The 18,112-nt window shown below is 72.2% G+C and carries 13 protein-coding genes and 1 tRNA gene; 9 read left to right on the top strand and 5 right to left on the bottom strand.

The genetic code is table 11. The features are described 5' to 3' along the window. Window positions 1-61: 61 nt before the first annotated feature. Window positions 62-832 carry a hypothetical protein gene (locus AF335_RS09150; protein WP_102917765.1) on the bottom strand — a complete coding sequence of 257 codons (771 nt, stop codon included), beginning with the start codon at window positions 830-832 and terminating at the stop codon, window positions 62-64. 482 nt (window positions 833-1,314) lie between these two features. Between AF335_RS09150 and AF335_RS09145 the strand changes: the two genes are divergently transcribed. From AF335_RS09145 to AF335_RS09125, 4 genes are all read left to right on the top strand, one after another. After that, window positions 1,315-2,454 carry an acyl-CoA dehydrogenase family protein gene (locus tag AF335_RS09145; RefSeq protein WP_102917764.1) on the top strand — a complete coding sequence of 380 codons (1,140 nt, stop codon included), beginning with the start codon at window positions 1,315-1,317 and terminating at the stop codon, window positions 2,452-2,454. A gap of 78 nt (window positions 2,455-2,532) precedes the next feature. Continuing rightward, window positions 2,533-3,549, top strand: a complete 1,017-nt coding sequence (locus AF335_RS09140; protein WP_102917763.1) for a ferritin family protein — start codon at window positions 2,533-2,535, stop codon at window positions 3,547-3,549. Then, complete coding sequence (locus AF335_RS09135) at window positions 3,546-4,607, top strand: beta-ketoacyl-ACP synthase III (protein WP_102917762.1); 1,062 nt, start codon at window positions 3,546-3,548, stop codon at window positions 4,605-4,607. The genes AF335_RS09140 and AF335_RS09135 overlap by 4 nt, the downstream gene beginning before the upstream one ends. A gap of 313 nt (window positions 4,608-4,920) precedes the next feature. Next, window positions 4,921-6,141 carry a beta-ketoacyl-[acyl-carrier-protein] synthase family protein gene (locus AF335_RS09125; protein WP_102917760.1) on the top strand — a complete coding sequence of 407 codons (1,221 nt, stop codon included), beginning with the start codon at window positions 4,921-4,923 and terminating at the stop codon, window positions 6,139-6,141. 76 nt (window positions 6,142-6,217) lie between these two features. Here the strand turns inward: AF335_RS09125 and AF335_RS34515 are convergent. Next, a tRNA-His gene (locus AF335_RS34515) sits at window positions 6,218-6,301 on the bottom strand. Between the two features lie 185 nt (window positions 6,302-6,486). Between AF335_RS34515 and AF335_RS09120 the strand changes: the two genes are divergently transcribed. The 3 genes from AF335_RS09120 (at window position 6,487) to AF335_RS09115 (ending at window position 8,959) form a co-directional block, all read left to right on the top strand. Next, window positions 6,487-7,485, top strand: a complete 999-nt coding sequence (locus AF335_RS09120; RefSeq protein ID WP_102917759.1) for a bifunctional lysylphosphatidylglycerol flippase/synthetase MprF — start codon at window positions 6,487-6,489, stop codon at window positions 7,483-7,485. A gap of 44 nt (window positions 7,486-7,529) precedes the next feature. After that, window positions 7,530-7,697: a hypothetical protein gene (locus AF335_RS34510; protein WP_170127641.1), complete on the top strand. Its 168-nt coding sequence runs from the start codon at window positions 7,530-7,532 to the stop codon at window positions 7,695-7,697. Between the two features lie 140 nt (window positions 7,698-7,837). Further along, window positions 7,838-8,959, top strand: coding sequence for a fatty acid desaturase family protein (locus AF335_RS09115; RefSeq protein ID WP_102917758.1), 1,122 nt, complete (start codon window positions 7,838-7,840; stop codon window positions 8,957-8,959). Window positions 8,960-9,005: 46 nt separating this feature from the next. Here the strand turns inward: AF335_RS09115 and AF335_RS09110 are convergent, their stop codons facing one another. Together AF335_RS09110 and AF335_RS09105 are read right to left on the bottom strand one after the other, a co-directional pair. Next, complete coding sequence (locus AF335_RS09110) at window positions 9,006-9,827, bottom strand: lipase family protein (protein ID WP_244926965.1); 822 nt, start codon at window positions 9,825-9,827, stop codon at window positions 9,006-9,008. Between the two features lie 909 nt (window positions 9,828-10,736). After that, the gene (locus AF335_RS09105; protein WP_102917932.1) at window positions 10,737-11,498 is read right to left on the bottom strand and encodes a lysophospholipid acyltransferase family protein; all 762 of its coding nucleotides are present in this window, start codon (window positions 11,496-11,498) and stop codon (window positions 10,737-10,739) included. Between the two features lie 273 nt (window positions 11,499-11,771). On the opposite strand from AF335_RS09105, the gene AF335_RS09100 reads away from it, so the two are divergent. Both AF335_RS09100 and AF335_RS09095 read left to right on the top strand, forming a co-directional pair. Beyond that, complete coding sequence (locus tag AF335_RS09100; protein ID WP_102917756.1) at window positions 11,772-13,604, top strand: beta-ketoacyl synthase N-terminal-like domain-containing protein; 1,833 nt, start codon at window positions 11,772-11,774, stop codon at window positions 13,602-13,604. A gap of 206 nt (window positions 13,605-13,810) precedes the next feature. Further along, window positions 13,811-16,411 (top strand): SpoIIE family protein phosphatase, encoded by a 2,601-nt coding sequence (locus AF335_RS09095; protein ID WP_102917931.1) that lies wholly within the window; start codon window positions 13,811-13,813, stop codon window positions 16,409-16,411. Window positions 16,412-16,422: 11 nt separating this feature from the next. Here AF335_RS09095 and AF335_RS09090 read toward each other — a convergent pair whose 3' ends face one another. Next, the gene (locus AF335_RS09090) at window positions 16,423-17,949 is read right to left on the bottom strand and encodes a peptide MFS transporter (RefSeq protein ID WP_102917755.1); all 1,527 of its coding nucleotides are present in this window, start codon (window positions 17,947-17,949) and stop codon (window positions 16,423-16,425) included. Window positions 17,950-18,112 lie beyond the last annotated feature (163 nt).

Genomic DNA, 18,112 nt, shown 5'->3' with positions numbered 1-18,112 from the left:
CAGCAAGATTGACTGTGGCGGTACTTCGGGTGAGTCGCCGAAATGCTGACGCGCATACGCGTTATACGCTGTCGCGGCCCATGGGCAGGCCAAGAGCCTGGAGGCGGTCCAGGGTATGGCGGAGGGCGGGGTCGGTGGTGTGGCGGCGCAGGCGGGGGGCCGCGTGGGTCAGGATCCAGGTGCGCAGCTGGGCCTCGGGGTCCGGGGCTGAGCCGGGGCTGGTGGACCAGAGAGGGTCGACGGGGTCGACGGCGTCCAGCAGGAGGTCCTCGATCCACCCGTGGGCGGTGTCGGCAAGGTGGGCGTCGGCGGCCGGGTGCCGCTCTCGTTCCCAGCGGGCCAGGCAGGGGGCCGGTGTGCCGTGGGCGGTGGAGCAGAACGCGAAGACGTCATCGAGGGGGTGGTCGGGGTCCCTCCGGCGCAGGGCCGTGGTCCAGTAGGCGTCGAGGAAGGTGCAGACGGCGTCGGCCTGGTCCTGGGGCCAGGTCTGCCAGCCCGCCTGGTGCAGTGCGGTGCCCTCGAGTTCGCCGACGTACTCCCCCGCGGCCGCCAGGGCGGCCAGGCGCGGCAGGACGCGGCGAGCCGCCTCTGCGGAGCGGGGCCAGTGGGTGAGGTCCCGGGCGGTGTAGTGCACCAGGTCGTCGGAGAGCGGGGCGCGGGGGTCGCGCAGTTCGGCGACCTCCTCCTCGCCGTAGCACTGGTGACAGCCTGTCCCGGGGTCACCCGCCTGTCCGGCGAGGGTGTCGGTGAGGCGGGCGACGGCGGCCGGCAGACCCGCGCTGTCGTCCGGAGTGGTGCCGGTGTGAGGGTCGGCGGAGATGCGGTGGTTCAACGGGGGTCCCGTCAGGACTCCGGCCTGTCAAGGCCGAAGAAGGTGACTCTACGTCACCTGCCGGGATGCGGGCGTCCGGTGGTCCGGCCATGGCGGGACAGGAACAGGGGCGGGTGCGGTGACAAGATCTGAGACGAGGCGGGGTGGGGCACGACGGCGGGCGGGCCGAGGCCGGCCGTGCACCGCCCGGAGTGCGGCCTGTTCGTACACCGCCCCGGTGCACCGGCCTCCGCCCGTGCCCGCGCACCCGCGCGGCGGACAGCGCGGCGAGAGGACGGCATCGTGCCCCGCCCGGCGGGCCGGGAATCAGCTCCGCGTCAGCGACAGGTCAGGGGCGCCTGACACGATCGGTTGCGCCCGGGACGGAACGGACCTCACCCGAGCTTGCCGCACTCTCCTCGTTCCGCGCCGGCCCACCGGCTCCGCCCGTACACGTTCGCCGTGGCCTTGATGAGCAGCACCTGATGAGCGGAGGTCGCCCGTTGCGTTCCCTCGATCTGGCCCGAGAGGTGTGCGAGCACTACCACCCGGGGCTCCTCAAAGCGCTGGCCGCCGTCCCCTACGCGGAGCGGGAGAGGGCGGGCGGGCCGGTGATCGGCCTGTTCCGCGCCCACGACGGGGTGGGGCTGCTGGTGCCGACCGCGTTCGGCGGGCACGGCGCGGACCCGGTGCAGGCCGTCGCGGTCCAGCGGGCCCTGGGCGCTTCGTCGCCTTCGCTCGCGGCTGCGGTGACGATGCATCACTTCACGGCCGCCATGCTCTACTCCCTGGCCGGGCACGGCGGACGGCTGAGTACGGCGCAGCTGGAGATGCTGCACCAGGTGGTGCCCGGACGGCAGCTGATGGCGTCGGGGTGGGCCGAGGGCCGTACGCAGGCGAACATCCTCACCCCGTCGGTGACGGCGCGCCCGGTGGCGGGCGGTTACCTGCTGACCGGCGCCAAGAAGCCGTGCAGCCTGTCGGCGTCCATGGACTGGCTCACCGCGAGCGTCGCGGTGCCGGGCGAGGACGGGCGCGGCGAACTGGCCCTGGCGCTGGTGCCGGCCGGGACCTCGGGGATGAGCGTGCGCCCGTTCTGGGGCAGCGATCTGCTGGCCGGCGCGGAGAGCGACGAGGTGGTCCTGGAGGAGGTCTTCGTCCCCCGGGAGCTGGTGGTGCGGACCTCCGAGGGAGATCCGCACCGGCTGGACGATCTGCAGACCGCCGGGTTCGTCTGGTTCGAGATGCTGGTGTCGGCCGGGTACACGGGGGCCGCCGGTGCCCTGGTGGAGGCCGTGATGGCCGGTGAGCGGGGTACGGAGGACGAGCGGGCGGGGCTGGCGGTGCGTCTGGAGGCGGCGATCGCGGTGCTGGAGGGGGCGGCGCGAGCGGTGCGGGAGGGGTTGTCCGGTGAGGCGGCGGTCGCGGCCGTGCTGGTCGCCCGGTACACCGTGCAGGACGCGCTGCCGGTGGTGGCCGCGCAGGCGCTGGAGCTGCTGGGCGGGCTGGACTTCGTCCGCGGCCCCGACCATGCCCGGATGGCGGGGGCCGTGCGGGCGCTGGCCTTCCACCCGCCGGCCCGGGCGGGGGCGGCCCGGCCGCTGCTGCGGTACTTCGGCGGGGGTCCTCTGGAGCTGGCGTGAACGGGGCCCGGTCCGGTGCGCCCCGGCGGACCGGACCGGGCCGGCACCGGCCCGCTGCGGACAAGGAGCGTGACACGAATGACCTCTTCCCCTACCTCCGAGGATGCCGGGGCGGCTGTCGCACCCGAGGCCGACTGGGAGCGGGCCCCGGGGCTGCTGGAGGGCGCCAAGGAGCTGGCCCTGGGACCCCGGGAGTGCAATCTCGCCTACTGGTTCACCTCCGTCGCCCAGGGCACGCTGCGCGATCGCGGCGCCACCGGGCACCACCCGGACGCGCTGGTGCCGGACTTCCTGAAGGAGGACGGGCCGCTGCGGGACGCGCTGGTCCTGGAGTTCGGGTTCCGGGCGCTGGCCGAGGAGGCCGCCACCCGGCTGCTGGGGCACTACGTCCCACTGGCACCGGGGGTGCCGGAGATGGAGTTCTACGCGACCCAGCTGATCGACGAGGCACGGCACGCCCGGGTCTTCCGCGAGCATCTGGTCGAGGTCGGATGCCCGGCGCGGAGCCTGCTGGAGGATCTGGCGGAGATGGGGGCCGGCTACCGGCGCGACGTGCTCGACCCGGTCGTGGACTTCACCCTGGACATCGTGCGCGACCGGGGCGACTTCGCCGGCGGGGTGGCGGTGTTCGCGATCGTCATCGAGGGGGTCCTGGCGCCGGCGGCGGAGCTGAGCGAGCGCAAGTGGGCCCCGCTGTCGCCGGCGACCGGGGAGATCTCCCGAGGGGCGGCGATCGACGAGATCCGGCACCTGGCGGTGGCCGCGACCATCCTGCGCGATCACCTGGCCGCGCACCCCTCCTACCGCCCCCGGCTGCTGGAGATCCTGCGGGAGGGAGCGCGGTTGTGGGACGAGATCCCGGACCGGGGGTACGTCCTGCACCGCGAGGAGCTGTTCCAGGAGGGCATGCGCGCGCACGCGGGGCGTATCGGGGGTTACGAGCTGTGGCCGGGGGTGCGGATGGTGGACACCACCGCCGGGCAGCGGTACGCGATGGCGGAGCGGTGGACGCAGGAGATGGCCGAGTCCCGCATGGCCTACATGGGGCTGCCGGCGCGGGTGCCGGCCGGACCGCCGCCCCGGGGCCGGGCATGACCACGGGGACGGGCACGCGTACGGGTGCGGCGGGCAGACGCACGGGAGGTCCGGCCGCGGGGCGGACGGCGGTCGTGGCGGGTGTCGGGGGGTACGTACCGCCGGATGTGGTGACCAACAAGGATCTGACGCGCCGTCTGCGAACGTCCGAGGAGTGGATCCGTACCCGCACCGGGATCGGTGCCCGGCATGTGATCGCGCCGGGCACGGCCACCTCCGACCTGGCGGTGGAGGCGGGGCGGCGGGCGCTGGAGTCCGCCGGGGCGGGGCGCGTCGACACGGTGGTGCTCGCGACGACCACTCCCGACCGGCCGTGTCCGGCGACGGCGCCGGAGGTGGCGACGCGGCTGGGGCTCGGCGGCGTCGCGGCGTTCGACATCGCCGCGGTGTGCACGGGCTTCCTCTACGGTCTGGCCACCGCGGGCGGGCTGATCGCCTCCGGCGGGGCGGAGCGGGTACTGCTCGTCGCGGCGGACGCCTTCACCACACTGATCGACCCCGGGGACCGGGCCACCGCGGTGATCTTCGCGGACGGTGCCGGGGCGGTGGTGCTACGGGCCGGGGAGGCGGGAGAGGCGGGGGCGGTGGGTCCGGTGGTCCTGGGCAGCGACGGAGAGCTGGGCGAACTCATCGAGGTGCCGGCCGGCGGGTCGCGGCAGCGGTCCTCGGGGCGGCCCGCGGCGGTGGGCGAGGAGTTCTTCCGGATGCGCGGGCGGGAGACGTTCCGGCACGCGGTGGAGCGGATGGCGGACGCCGCGCACGCGGCGCTGGAGGGGGCGGGCTGGACGGTCGCGGACGTCGACCGGCTGGCGGCGCACCAGGCGAACGCCCGGATCCTGGCCGCGGTCGGGGACCGGATCGGTATCGCGCCCGGGCGCCGGCTGTCGAACATCGAGGAGGTCGGCAACACCGGGGCCGCCTCGATCCCGCTGCTGCTGGCGCAGGCCACGGCGCGGGGGGAGGTACGGGCGGGCGAGCGGGTGCTGCTGACGGCGTTCGGCGGGGGCCTGACATGGGGGGCGACCACCGTCACCTGGCCGGCCCTGCCCTCCCCCTGACGCACGCCCGCTCCCCCGCTCTTCGCCTCCGCCGTGCGTGCTGTTGTCCGGGCGGCCTGCCGGCCGGACGGGTCCGGGAAGGAACCCCGACGATGTGGGAAGAGCCGAAGAGGGAAGTCCGGGCGGGCGGGCGCGGGGCCGGGCCCGGGACGACCGGCCCGGCGGGCCGGGCGGCGGGCACGGTCGCCGCCGGGGTCGGCCGCGGCACAGGCCCGGCCACCGACGACACGGCCGGGGACGTAGCCGGGGACGCGATCGGGGGCAGCTCCAGGCCCACCGGGGCCCCGGCTAAGGGACGGGACGCGGGGGTGTCATGAGCGGTGTCGACGTGGCGGTTACCGGGCTGGGTCTGGTCACGCCGGGCGGGATCGGCGTCGGGCCCAGCTGGCAGGCGGTGGCGGAGGGGCACCCGGCGGCCGCCCTCGACCCCCTCCTCGCGCGTCACCGGGTACGGATCTCCTGCCGGGTGCCGGACTTCGACGCGGCCCGGCTGCTGGGCGCGCGCCGCGCCCATCGCCTGGACCCCTTCGTACAGTTCGCCCTGGTCGCGGCCCGGGAGGCGGTCGCCGACGCCGGACTGGACCCGGCGACCTGGGACGGCGCCCGCGTCGGCGTCGTCCTGGGCTGCGCGGACGGCGGGCCGGTGACGGTGGAGGAGCAGCACCGGGTGCTGCTCGGGGAGGGCCCGGCGCGCGTGTCCCCGTTGCTGCTGCCGATGCAGCTGCCGAACATGCTGGCCGGTCAGACCGCCCTGGAGTTCGGGGCCCTGGGCCCCAACCTGGTGGTGGCCACCGCGTGCGCCTCGGGGGCGAGCGCCGTGGGCACCGCGCGTGACCTGCTCGCCCTCCACCGGTGCGACATCGTGCTGACGGGCGGGAGCGAGGCGATGCTCACCCCCCTGGTGATGGCCGGTTTCGCGCAGATGGGGGCGCTCTCCCGGTGGGAGGGGGATCCGGGGGCCGCGTCCCGGCCCTTCGACGCCGACCGGGACGGGTTCGTCGCCGGGGAGGGCGCCGGGATCCTGGTGCTGGAACGGACGGCCGACGCGCGGGCGCGCGGGGCCCGGGTACGCGGGAGGATCGTGGGCTACGGGGCGTCGGCCGACGCCCATCACATGACCTCGCCGCACCCGGGCGGGCGCGGTCTGGAGGCCGCTGTCCGCGCCGCCCTCGCCGACGCCGACGCCTCGCCGGGCGAGGTCGGGCACGTCAACGCGCACGGTACCTCCACCCCGCTCAACGACCTGGCCGAGGCGAGGGTGATCCACCGGGTGCTGACGGGCCGTCCGCTCGTCACCTCCACCAAGGGGGTGACCGGGCATCTGCTGGGCGCCGCGGGGGCGGTGGAAGCGGTCTTCGCGGTCCTGACCGCCGAGCACGGCCTCGTCCCGCCCACCGCGAACCTCACCACGCTCGACGCCCGGATGGACATCGACGTCGCTTCCTCCCCCGCGACCGCGCCGTCCGGCCTGGTCCTGAGCAACTCCTGCGGGTTCGGCGGCCAGAACGCCGTCCTCGCCTTCGCGCCCGCCTGAAGCCCGCCACGCCACAGCGTCGCGGGGCAGCCGGAAGCGGAGAGCGAAGGCAAGCCCCCGGACCTGGGGCCCTGGGCGGAGAGGGCAGGATTCGAACCTGCGCGGGCCTGCGCCCGACCGCGCACCGCGGTCCCCGATAAGCCGCTCCGGGCACCTCTCCCGGCGGGCCGCCCCGCCGACGGAGCCGCTCGCCCGGACCACAGTGCCAGCCCTTCCTGACACACACCTGACACGCGGCTGACACCGCCGTACCCGCCCCGTAATTCCCTCCCGGTCCCTTCCGGCAGGGGGCCCGGGGTGCTCTACTCGGTGCGTCGCCACGCATCGCCAGGAGGGGGCCCGACGTTGTCCGCCACCGCTACCGACGCGCAGATCCTCCGGGCGGTCGCCCGCTACACCGGCGCGCAGAACCCCAGCGCGTTCCTCGCTCTCAACCGCGGCAACGACACCTTCACCCTCCCCGGCACCGACGGCGTCGTCGTCTACCGCCGCACCGGCCGCTACGCCGTGCAGTTCGGCGGCCCGTTCGCCCCCGACGACTCCTACGGCCCCCTCCTCGACGGCTTCCGCGCCCATGTGACCGGCCAGGGCCTCCACCTGGTCGGTGTGCAGCTGCAGCACGGCGACGCACGGGCCTACGCCCGGCGCGGCTTCACCGTCAACCAGATCGGCGCCTCCTGGGCGCTGCCGCTGAAGGACTTCACCCTGCGCGGCACCCCCTTCATGCAGTTGCGCAACAAGATCTCCCGCGCCCTGCGCAACGGCCTGATGATCCAGGAAGCGGCCCGGCCCGAGGACTGGTACGCGCGCCTGCGCGCCGTCGACGCGGCCTGGCTGGGTGCCAAGGGCGAGCACGTACGGGAGCTGGAGTTCCTGGTGGGCGAGGTGGGCGGCGACGCGCAGGCGCACCGGCGGCTGTTCGTGGGCACGATAGAGGACCAGGTGGTCGCCTACCTCTCCTACTCGCCGGTGCACGGCGCCCGCCCGGGTTGGCTGCACGATCTCAGCCGGCGGGTGCCCGGCGGCTCCCCCGGCCTCATGGAGGCCCTCAACGCCCACGCGATCGGGGTGTTCCAGAGCGAGGGGACGCCCTGGCTGCACTTCGGGTTCACCCCGTTCACCGGTCTGCGGGACACCGCCGAGCTCCCCGGGCACAGCCCGGCCTTCCAGTGGCTGATGCACTATCTGTGGGAACACGGCGAGGCCCTCTACCCCGCCCGGACACAGCTGGCCTACAAGCTCAAATGGGGCGCGCGGGAGATGATCCCGGAGTACGTGGCCTTCGACGGTCAGGCGTCTCCGGCCGCCTTCGTCCATATCTTCCGGGCCTGCAACGCCCTGTGAATCAACCGCCCCTTGCCCTCCGGGCCTTCGTAAGGAGCACGAGGATGGCACCGTCGCACGAGGTGAGTACCGAGACCCTCCAGCAGGCACTGGTGACAAGCCTGATGCGGGTCCTGGCGCAGCCCGACGACCCCGAAGCGGCACGAGAGGCCGATACGGCGGTACGCGCGCTGGAGACACGCCTGGCCCCCGGACCGGAACGACGGCGCTGAGCCCCCTGCCCGGAGCGGACGGGCGGCGGGCGGACGGTGGCGATGCGACGGGTGGGGGGTGGTCAGGTGCGCATCAGCACCGCATCAGCACCGCGGGGAAGACTTCCCTTGCCCTCGCCCCGCCTTAAGGAGAGCACCACATGCAGCAGTCTCCGTACGAGCGCAGCACCCGGACCGGCGCCGCCTCGGCCGGCGGCGCGGGGGCGGCGTACGCGACCACCGAGCAGCCTCCGGCGGGAGCCTCCGCCACGTTCGCCGAACTGCTCCAGCGGGTGAAGGCCGAAGGGCTGCTGGAACCGAGACCGCGCTACTACGCGGGCCGCCTGGCGCTCAACACCACGCTGCTGGTGCTGGGCCTGGGCGCGTTCTTCCTGGTGGGCGACTCCTGGTGGCAGATCCCGGTGGCCGCCTGGATGGGAATGTGCGGCGCGCAGAGCTCCTTCATGTGGCACGACGCCGGCCACAAGGCGATGTTCCGCAGCAGGCGGGCCGCCTTGGCGGTCGGCTATTTCCACGCCGACTTCGTCAACGGCGTCAGCTTCGACTGGTGGCTTCACCACCACAACCGGCACCACAGCCACCCCAACCACCTCGAACTCGACCCCGACATCGGCCGCCGGACCGCGATCTTCGACCTCTCGCAGTACCCGGCCCGGCGCGGCACCCAGCGCCTGATCGTGCGCTACCAGAGCGTGCTGTTCTTCGTCCTGCTGGTACTGGAATCCGCCAAGATGCAGCGCACCGCCGTCCGGGCGATCGCCGGCGGCCTGTCCAGACGGCCGGTGCTGGAGAGCACGCTCCTGCTGGTCCGCCTGGCCCTGTACCTGGGGGCGGTCTTCACCGTCCTCTCCCCCGCCCTGGCCGTGGCCTTCATCGCCGTGCAACAGGCGTGCCTGGGAGTCTACTTCGGGCTGCTGTTCGCCCCGAACCACAAGGGCATGGAAATCCGCGGCGGCAGCCTGGAATCCCTGGACTGGCTGGAACGCCAGGTCCTCACCTCACGCAACATCCGCCCCGGCCCGTTCACCGATTTCCTCTACGGCGGCCTGAACTACCAGGTCGAGCACCATCTCTTCCCCTCCATGCCCGGCAAGAACCTGCGCCGTGCCCGGGAACTGACCCGTGCCTACTGCGCCCGGCAGGGTGTGCCCTACCACGAGGTGAGCATGTGGTCCTCCTACCGCGAGGTCGCCACCTACCTCCACAAGGTCAGCGCACCCGTACGGCGCGGCGAGATGGATGTGCCACTGCCCGGACGGTAGGACGGCGGCCCGCACCCCGCCCCCGTGCCGGCCCGGAACCGGCCGGTCAGGTCAGGTTCTTCTCCAGCGCGGCGATGTACCGGCGGATCGAGTGGTCGCGTACGCCGTCGCTCGCGGGCGCGAGGGCGTCCGCTGTCAGGCCCTTCGCCCGGTCGGCGAGGCCGCCGAGGAACGACATGCTCTCGTGGACCTTGCCCGCGGCGTCGATGTACCGCAGGGCCTCGGCGTGGGTGTACGCGGGCTCGGGCGGCAGCTGCGGCACGATGTCGTTGTTGTTCACGAACCGGAAGAGGCGCTGCTTGAGGCCCTTGTTGCACGCGGCCGCCAGCAGCCGGTCGCACGTACGGGGCTGACCATAGGTGTAGACGCCGTCGGCCAGCAGTTTCGGCTCCTCCAGGCACAGCCGTACGCCGGCGAGCATGGCCAGCGCGCCACCCAGGCTGTGGCCGGTGAACCACACGGTCTGACCGTTCCTCCGGTACTCGTGGAGGGTGTCCTTCACCTCCGGGAAGATGGACTCCAGGGCCTGGCCGAAGCCGTAGTGGATGAAGCCCGTCCGCGCCGGGCCCGGCCAGGGCGGGGTCGTGGCGTCGGAGAGCCAGTCGCGGATCTGCGCGGGTTCCGTGCCCCGGAAAGCCGTGATGATCATGTCGTCGCTGGCCATCGTGAATGCCTGGGTGTCCTCCAGCGGGAACGGCGGCGTGAACCGTGTCGCGTGGTGCCGCACCCGGTCGAAGCCCCAGTTCCGCGCCTGTTCCTCGATGACGGCCCGGTCCTTGTAGGAGAGGTCGGCCGCCTGGGCCAGCCAGTAGGCGTGCGCCAGGCTGTAGGTGCGGGCCTTGTGGTCGATCACGGTGGGCACGGGCACGGGAGACTCCCTTTCACGGGCCGCTGTCATGGGGACGTCGCATCACAGCCGTTACCGAAAGACATCCGCGGCAAAGAACTCCTCTACCACTTTCCCCTGAAGGAGTGAACACGAGGGCTGGAAGTCGAAGCGCTCTTCCCGAAGCCGACCGCCCACCGGGCACGCGCCGCGCGTGGGCGTTCGTCCGCCGCCCGGCACGGGTTCCCCGGAGGGCAGTCAGCGGACGGCGGCGGCATGGCTGCGCGTGTCGAAGTCGATCTCAGCGGCGCTGCCGCCGGGGAGCCGGGCGACAGGCCGCTGCCCGTCCTCCGGCCGCGACGCCGGAGAGGTCCGGTCCCTGGCCGACGGTCTACGGCCCCTTCCGGGTACGAAGGGACGCCGTCAGTCTTCACAGCGCTGCCGGAAAGGTGACCTTCGAGAGCCCACCGGGGGAGGACGGGTTTGCCTGGCCGACACGGACTCCATAACCATCCGCCCGTCATCCCGCCCGGCGTCGGACCAGGGCGAGCACCCCCGGCCGCCACCGTCCTTGGGTGTCCGGGCGTCCCGGTTGGCCTTTGAGCGCTCCGGGTGGGCCGACGCGGCGCTCACCGGCACGGTACGGCAACGGGCCGGCACCGTGCGGGCGGGATGCCGGCCTCCTGGCGGGGCTCTGGACCTCGCCGCTCTCCCGTCGCTCGAAACAGCGACGGGCAGGGGAAGACCTCCCGCCGGACACTCCCCCGGCGCCAGAAGCCGGGACGGCGCCGGGAACCGAATACCGGCGCGGGACCGGGCCGGACCCGCCGCCCACCCGGAGGGCCGGTGCCACCACAGGGCTGTGACCAGAGCGGCCGCCCGGCCGGGGCCGCCGCAGCCCGGGCGGCCGGGGCCGGTGACAACCCTTGCGGGGGACGGGCCCCCGGGGGGTCAGGCTGCGGCGCGGGGCTCCTGACGGGACACCGCCGGTGCGGCAGCCACCCCGGCAGGCCCGGCGGCAGCACCGGTGGGCGGGGTGTGCAGGGCGGCCTTCGCCTCCGCGGCATAGGTATCCACATACTCCTGCTCCGACAACTTCAAGATCGCATACATGATCTCGTCCGTCACTGCGCGCAGCACCAAACGCTCCTCCTCCATCCCCGCGTAGCGCGAGAAGTCCAGAGGGGCACCGAAACGGATCGTCACCGGGGTCAGACGCGGCAGCAGACGCCCGGCGGGCTGCGCCTCGAACGTACCGATCATCGCGCAGGGGATGACGGGAACCCCGGCGCGCAGGGCCATGGCGGCCACGCCGACCTTCCCCTTGTACAAACGCCCGTCATGGGAACGGGTTCCCTCCGGATAGATGCCCAGCAACTGTCCACGGCCCAGGACATCCAGGCCGCTGTCGACGGCCGCCTGCGCCGCGTGACGGCCCGAGCGGTCGACGGGGATCGCACCGATCCCGCGGAAGAAAACCGCCTTCAGACGACCGAGGGGGCCGGGGGCCGTGAAGTACTCCTGCTTCGCCAGGAACGCGATCCGCCTCCTGATCATCACCGGCATCAGGAAATGATCGCAGAAGGACAGGTGGTTGCCCGCGATGATCGCAGGACCGGTGGTCGGGAGATACCCGCGCCCCTCGACCCGCGGCCTGAACCCCCACCGCAGCAGCGGTATCAGCACGATGGACTTGAACAGGTGGTAGAACACGCCGGATACGTCCCCTTCATCGTCCAACAGACCCCCGCGCCGGAGCACGCTAGCCCTCGGCAGGGACCACAAGGGAGAACGCGAATCCAGCCATCCCCGAAACCCGGGCCCCCGGGCGTCGGTCGCGGCCGATGCCGGGATCGGCCGGCGTTCCGGGCTCGCGAGCATGCGCTGTTGGCGGCTCAGCGGCTCTGTTGTGGTCCTGAACCACAGGTGTCACGTACGGGTGCGTGAGGGTGGTGCAGGGCGCGAAGATCTCATGAATGAGACGCGGTGGAGCACGCCGGTATTCCCACGGCGGCCCTGCGTGGTTCGCGGACCGGCGTGTATCTGGGGATGTACGCCCCGGACCAAATGCTGCGGAATGCCCGGCCGGTGCGCGACTGGATCGATGGTTACTACATTTTCGGGGGCTTCGCGGCGAACGCTCCGGCCCTTATCACATTCGCGCTCGATCTGCGTGGCCCGGCCATGGCTGTCGAGACGATGTGCTCGTCCGGGCTGGTTGCCGTGCACAGCGCGTGCCAGGCCCTGACGGCGGGTGAGTGCGACATGGCCCTGGCGGGGGCTGTGCTGCTGATGGTGTCGCCGGAGACCCTGCACTACGAGGCCAGATGGCTGACGTCGCAGCGCGGCCGGTGTTACGCGTTCGACGAGCGGGCCGACGGCTATGTCCGTGGCGAGGGCGCCGGGGTGGTGGTCCTCAAGCGGCTGAAAGACGCGCTCGCGGACGGGGACCGGGTCCTGGCGGTCATCCGGGGCTCGGCTGTCAACTGCGACGGGCAGTCGGAGCGGATGACCGCGCCGTCCACGCTGGTGCAGCAGGAAGTCTTCCGCGCGGCCTGTGAGCGTGCCGGCATCGACCCTGGGGACGTCGGTCTGGTCGAGGCCCACGGGCCGGGCACCGCGCAGGGGGATCCGATCGAGTACACGTCGGTCAACGCCGTGTACGGCCGGGGGCGCGGCCGGTGCGCACTGGGGTCGGTGAAGACCAACGTCGGTCACTCCGAACCCGTCTCCGGCATCGCCGGTCTGATCAAGGCCGTCGAGTCGGTACGCCGTGGGCACGTGCCGGGAAATCTCCATTTCCGTGCCTGGAACTCCTCCATCCCGCTCGATGCCGACTCGCGTCTGTTCGTGCCCACCACGATGACGCCGTGGCCGGTGGACGGCCCCCCACGCCTCGCGGCGGTCTGCTCCTACGGCATCTCCGGCGCGAACGCGCACGTCATCGTCGAGGAGCCACCGGCTCCCCGGCGGCCTCCGCCCCGCCCGGCTGCCGCGGCGGACGAGGATGTGCGGCTGTTCGTCCTGTCCACCTCCTCACCCGAGGCGTTGCCGACGGCGGCGCGGCGGCTCGCGGACTGGCTGGACGGCCCGACCGGTGCGGCGACGCCGCTCGCCGACGTGGCGCACACGCTCGCGGTGCGCCGCTCCCACGCCGCTGAGCGTCTCGCGGTGCCCGCCGCCACCAGGGAGCAGTTGACCGGCCGGCTGCGTGACTACGCGCGGGGGGAGTCCGGGTCCGCGGTGGCAGGCCGTCCGGTCCTTGACGGGGAGCGCGCGGCTCCGGTGCTGGTCTTCACGGGGCAGGGTTCGCAGTGGGCCGGCATGGGCCGGTCCTTGCTGGACACGGAGCCGGTGTTCACTGCCGCGATCGACGAGATCGAGCCGCTGATCGCGGGCGAGCCGGGGTTCTCCCTCAGGGATGTCATCGTTCATCCGGACCGGCTCACGGGCGTGGACCGCATCCAGCCCACCCTGGTCGCGTTCCAGCTCGCCCTGGTCCGGTTGTGGCAGTCGTGGGGGGTGCGGCCCGCGGCGGTGATCGGGCAGTCGATCGGCGAGGTCACGGCGGCTGTCGTCTGCGGTGCGCTCGCCTCCACCACCCTCTTCTACGGCCTCGCGGGAACCGTCATCGCGATCGAGTCGCAGCGCACCGGGCACGGTGTGCGGCTGTTCAACGGCGCCGAGCGCATCCCCGCACCCGCGCGGCACGGGGTGAAACTCCTCGCCGGAATCGGACTCGCGAACACCTTCGACTTCGCCCTTGTCCTCTCCATCGTTTGCACCCTCAACCTCGGCACCGAGGTTGTCGGCAGGTGACCGGAGACGGCATGGGTGTGCCGCCGACGCACCTCGCCCGGCGCCTCGCCGGACCGGGCCGACCGAGATCGTAGGGTCCTGCGGTGCCACGGCGTGGTGTGTGTCGCGTCGTCCGGCAGCGCGGTAAGACGTGCCCCATGACCCGAACAGCGCCCTCTACGCGGCACAGGAATCCAGCGGCGTTCTTGCGCGGCTTCGCCGGTCAGATGTTCCTCCTGCAAGTCCTGATCATCGTCCTGCTCGTCGCGGCCGTCGTGACCACGCTGGTGTTCGAGTCCCGCGGCGAAAGGTTTCAGGCGGCACGCGCCCGCTCTCTCGCTGCCGCGGAGGGCTTCGCCCACGGCGTCGGCCTGCCGCAGGCATTGCGCGGACCCGATCCGAGCTCGACGCTGCAGCCGTTGGCCGAAGCGGCTCGCAAAGCGGCAGATGTCGACTTCGTCATCGTGATGAACCGGGACGGCATCCGCTACACGGGCCCTCAGGCGGACTGGATCGGCGGGAAGTTCGTCGGCACCCTCGCACCGTCGCTGGCCGGCCGCGTCACCGTGGAGACCGTCCACGGCCCCGACGGTGAGAGAGTGCAGGCCGTCGTTCCGGTGCGGGACGGTGACAAGGTCGTGGGCATGGTGTCCGCCGGGCTCGGTGTCGACGAGGTGAGCAGTGACACCGACCGCGAGCTGCCGTTCGTCGCCGGGGTCGGCGTCGGCGGGCTCGCCCTGGCGACCGTGGGAACGGGCTTGGTGAGCAGGCGGCTGCGACGGCAGACCCATGGTCTGGGTCCGGCCGAGATGACCCGTATGTACGAGCATCACGACGCGGTGCTGCACGCGGTGCGCGAGGGCGTCGTCATCGTCGACGACGAGGGGAACGTCGTCCTCGCCAACGACGAGGCACGCCGACTCCTCGGCCTCTCCCCCGACGTCGAGGGCCGCCCCGTCTCCGGCCTCGCCCTCGATGCCCGGATGACCGACGTGCTGTTGTCCCGCCGGGTCGTCACCGACGAGGTACTGCCCGTCGGCGACCGGCTGCTGGCAGTCAACAACCGGCCCACCGAATCACATGGCCGCCCCGCCGGCAGCGTCGCGACGCTGCGGGACACCACAGAACTCCGCGAAATCTCGGGCAGAGCGGAGGCCGCCCAAGGCCGGCTGCGGCTGCTGTACGAGGCAAGCGTGGCCATCGGTACGACCCTGGACGTCACACGCACCTCCGAGGAACTCACCGAGGTGGCCTCTCACCGGTTCGCCGACTACGTCACCGTCGATCTCGCCGAACCCGTCCTGCACGGCGACGAGCCGTCCCCCAGCTCGTACGCCGAAACACCGGAGCTGCACCGAGTGGCCTTCAGCGGCCGCTACAGACACCCGCTCTACCAAGTCGGCGAGACGTACACGTATCCCCCGAGCACCCCCATGGCCGAGGCGCTCGGCAGGAGACAGGCCGTCCTCGTGCCCGACGTAGCAGCGGCCGCCCAATGGCGCGCGGGCGATTCCGAACGCACGCAGCTGGTCCTGGGGTACGGTCTCCACTCACTCATCTCCGCGCCGCTGATGGCGCGTGGCGTCCTGATGGGGGTCGCGAACTTTTGGCGGATGGGCGAGAGCCCTCCCCTCGACGAGGACGACCTGGCCGTGGCCGAGGAGCTCGCCGCCCGTGCGGCCGTCTGCGTCGACAACGCTCGCCGGTACACCCGCGAGCACACCATGGCGGTCACACTCCAGCGCAGCCTGCTCCCCCGCGGGATCCCCGAGCAGAGCGCCCTCGAGGTCGCCTCCCGCTATCTGCCCGCCCCGGCCGGGGTGCGCGGCGACTGGTTCGACGTCATCCCCCTGCCCGGCGCCCGCGTCGCCCTGGTCGTCGGTGACGTCGTCGGCCATGGCCTGCACGCCGCCGCCACCATGGGACGCCTGCGTACCGCCGTCCTCAACTTCTCCGCCCTCGATCTGCCACCGGATGAACTCCTCGGCCATCTCGACGAGCTCGTCGCTCTCATCGACCACGACATGGGCGGCGCGGAGGGGCAACCCACCATCATCGGCGCCACCTGTCTGTACGCGATCTACGACCCGACCACCGGCACCTGCACCCTCGCTCGCGCCGGCCATCCCCTGCCCGCGCTGGTCCGGCCCGACGGCACCGTCGAATTCCCCGAACTCCCCGCGGGGCCACCGCTCGGCGTGGGCGGCCTGCCCTTCGAAGCCGTGGAGCTGCACCTGCCGGAGGGCAGCAGTCTCGCCCTCTACACCGACGGGCTCATCGCGAACGAGCGCGACGTCGACAGCGGTCTGACAACTCTCCGCGCGGCGCTGGCATCGCCCGGCCGACCGCCCGAGGAGACCTGCGAGGCCGTGCTCCAGGCCCTGCTTCCCGCCCGTCAGAGCGACGACATCGCCCTCCTCGTGGCCCGGACCCGTCGGATGGCCCCCGACCGGATCGCTGAATGGGACGTCCCTTGCGAACCCTCGGCAGTGGCCGACGCCCGTACGGACATCACTCGGCAACTGACCCGGTGGGGGCTGGAGGAGCTGGTCTTCACCACCGAGCTCGCCCTCAGCGAACTGATCACCAACGCCATCCGCTACGCGCCCGGCGGGATCCGGGTCCGCCTCCTGTACGACCGCTCCCTGATCTGCGAGGTCTACGACACCGGCAGCACCTCGCCCCACCTGCGCTATGCCGCCGACGAGGACGAAGGAGGCCGCGGGCTCTTCCTCATCGCCCAGCTCACCGAACGCTGGGGCACCCGCTACTTCGCCCGCGGCAAGGTCATCTGGGCCGAGCAAGCACTGCCCGGCCCAGTCGACTGATGACGCTCAGCTCACCCTTCCGTGAGCGCCGCGATCCTCTTGCGGTACATGAAGATCCCCAGGCCCGCGATCGCCGCCAACACGGCCTCGGCCGTGACCGCGCCCCCACCGCTGAGGTCGACGTTCGCGAGCCCCAGCAGCGACGTGACGCAGTTGCCCGCGGTGACGGACAGGAACCACACGCCCATCATGCGGCTGCCGTACTTGGCCGGCGCCAGCTTGGCGGTGACGGACAGGCCGACAGGAGACAAGCACAGCTCACCGACCGTCTGGACCAGGTAGATCGACACCAGCCACATCGGACTCACCTTCGAGCCGTCCGCGGCCGCCGCCATGGGCAGAAGGAAGACGAAGAAGGAGCCGCCGATGCACAGCAGCGCCATCGCGAACTTCACGGCCGTACCCGGCTCCTGACGTCGCCGCGCCAGCCACAGCCAGAGCCAGGCGAGCACCGGCGCCAGCGCCATGACGAACAGCGGGTTCAGCGCCTGGAACCACGTCGCCGGGAAATCGAATCCGAACAGCTCACCCGCGGTGGAACCCGCGGCGAAGACGGACAGCGTGGAACCGCCCTGGTCGTAGATCATCCAGAAAGCGGCCGCGGCGATGAAGAACCAGATGTAGCCGCTCATCCTGGCCTGCTCGGCGCCGGTGAGCTCCTTGTCCCGCTTGATACGGGTCAGCACGACGACAGGAACGATCAGACCGAGCAGGGTGATCGGGAGGAGCACCCGGTCGAGGGAGAAGGCGCCGGAGGCGACGACCACACCGCAGCAGGTCGCGGCGGCGAGGAGCCAGCCGAGCCCCTTCTTCCGGCAGCGCGCGCGTTCCTGCGGGGACAGCGGGTTCGGAACGACGCTGCTTCGCGGGTCCAGGTGCTTCGTACCGATCAGGAACTGCACCAGCCCCAGCGCCATGCCGACGCCGGCGAGCGCGAACCCGGCGTGCCAGCTGACGGTCTCGCCGACCGTACCGATGACGAAGGGCGCGCCGAAGGCGCCGAGGTTGATACCGATGTAGAAGAGCGTGAAGCCGCCGTCACGCCGAGGGTCCTGGGGGCCTGCGTAGAGCTGGCCGACCATCGTGGAGATGTTCGCCTTGAGCAGGCCCGAGCCCAGCGCCACAAGCCCCAGCCCGATGAAGAACGCCGGGGCGCCGGGAACGGCGAGGGTGAAGTGACCGGCCATGATCACGCCGCCCGCGATGGCGACTGTCTTCCGCGGACCCCACAGGCGGTCACCGAACCAGCCACCGGGTACGGCCAGGAGGTAGACCATCGCCAGGTAGACCGCATAGATCGACGAGGCCATCGCGGCGGTCATGGCGAGGCCGCCGCCCTGCAGCCCTTCCTCGGCGCCGTCGGGGCCGCCCGAGATGAGGTAGTACACGAGCAGGGCCCGCATACCGTAGAAGCTGAAGCGCTCCCACATCTCGGTCATAAAGAGTGTGGCCAAGCCTCTGGGGTGGCCGAAGAAGGTCTTTCCGCCGCCGGCAGCATTCCCCTGCCCGGGCGCATCCTTCATCAAAGTGGATGCCATGATCGTTCCTTATTTACACGGGCACGGGCAGCGCAGCTGAATTACCCGAGGGAGAACAAGACAGCTCTGCGCCGCTGGATTCCATGTCCGCGCCACATTGCGCGCCAGGGCCGGCCCAGCCATTACTGCTTTCCTCAAAAGGATGCAACTTTCGAGGTCTGCG

Origin of the sequence: Streptomyces eurocidicus (assembly GCF_002891295.1) — a bacterium.
Classification (GTDB): domain Bacteria; phylum Actinomycetota; class Actinomycetes; order Streptomycetales; family Streptomycetaceae; genus Streptomyces; species Streptomyces eurocidicus.
The sequence above is the reverse complement of the archived record's forward strand: the minus strand, read 5'-3'. Positions and strand labels throughout refer to the sequence as shown.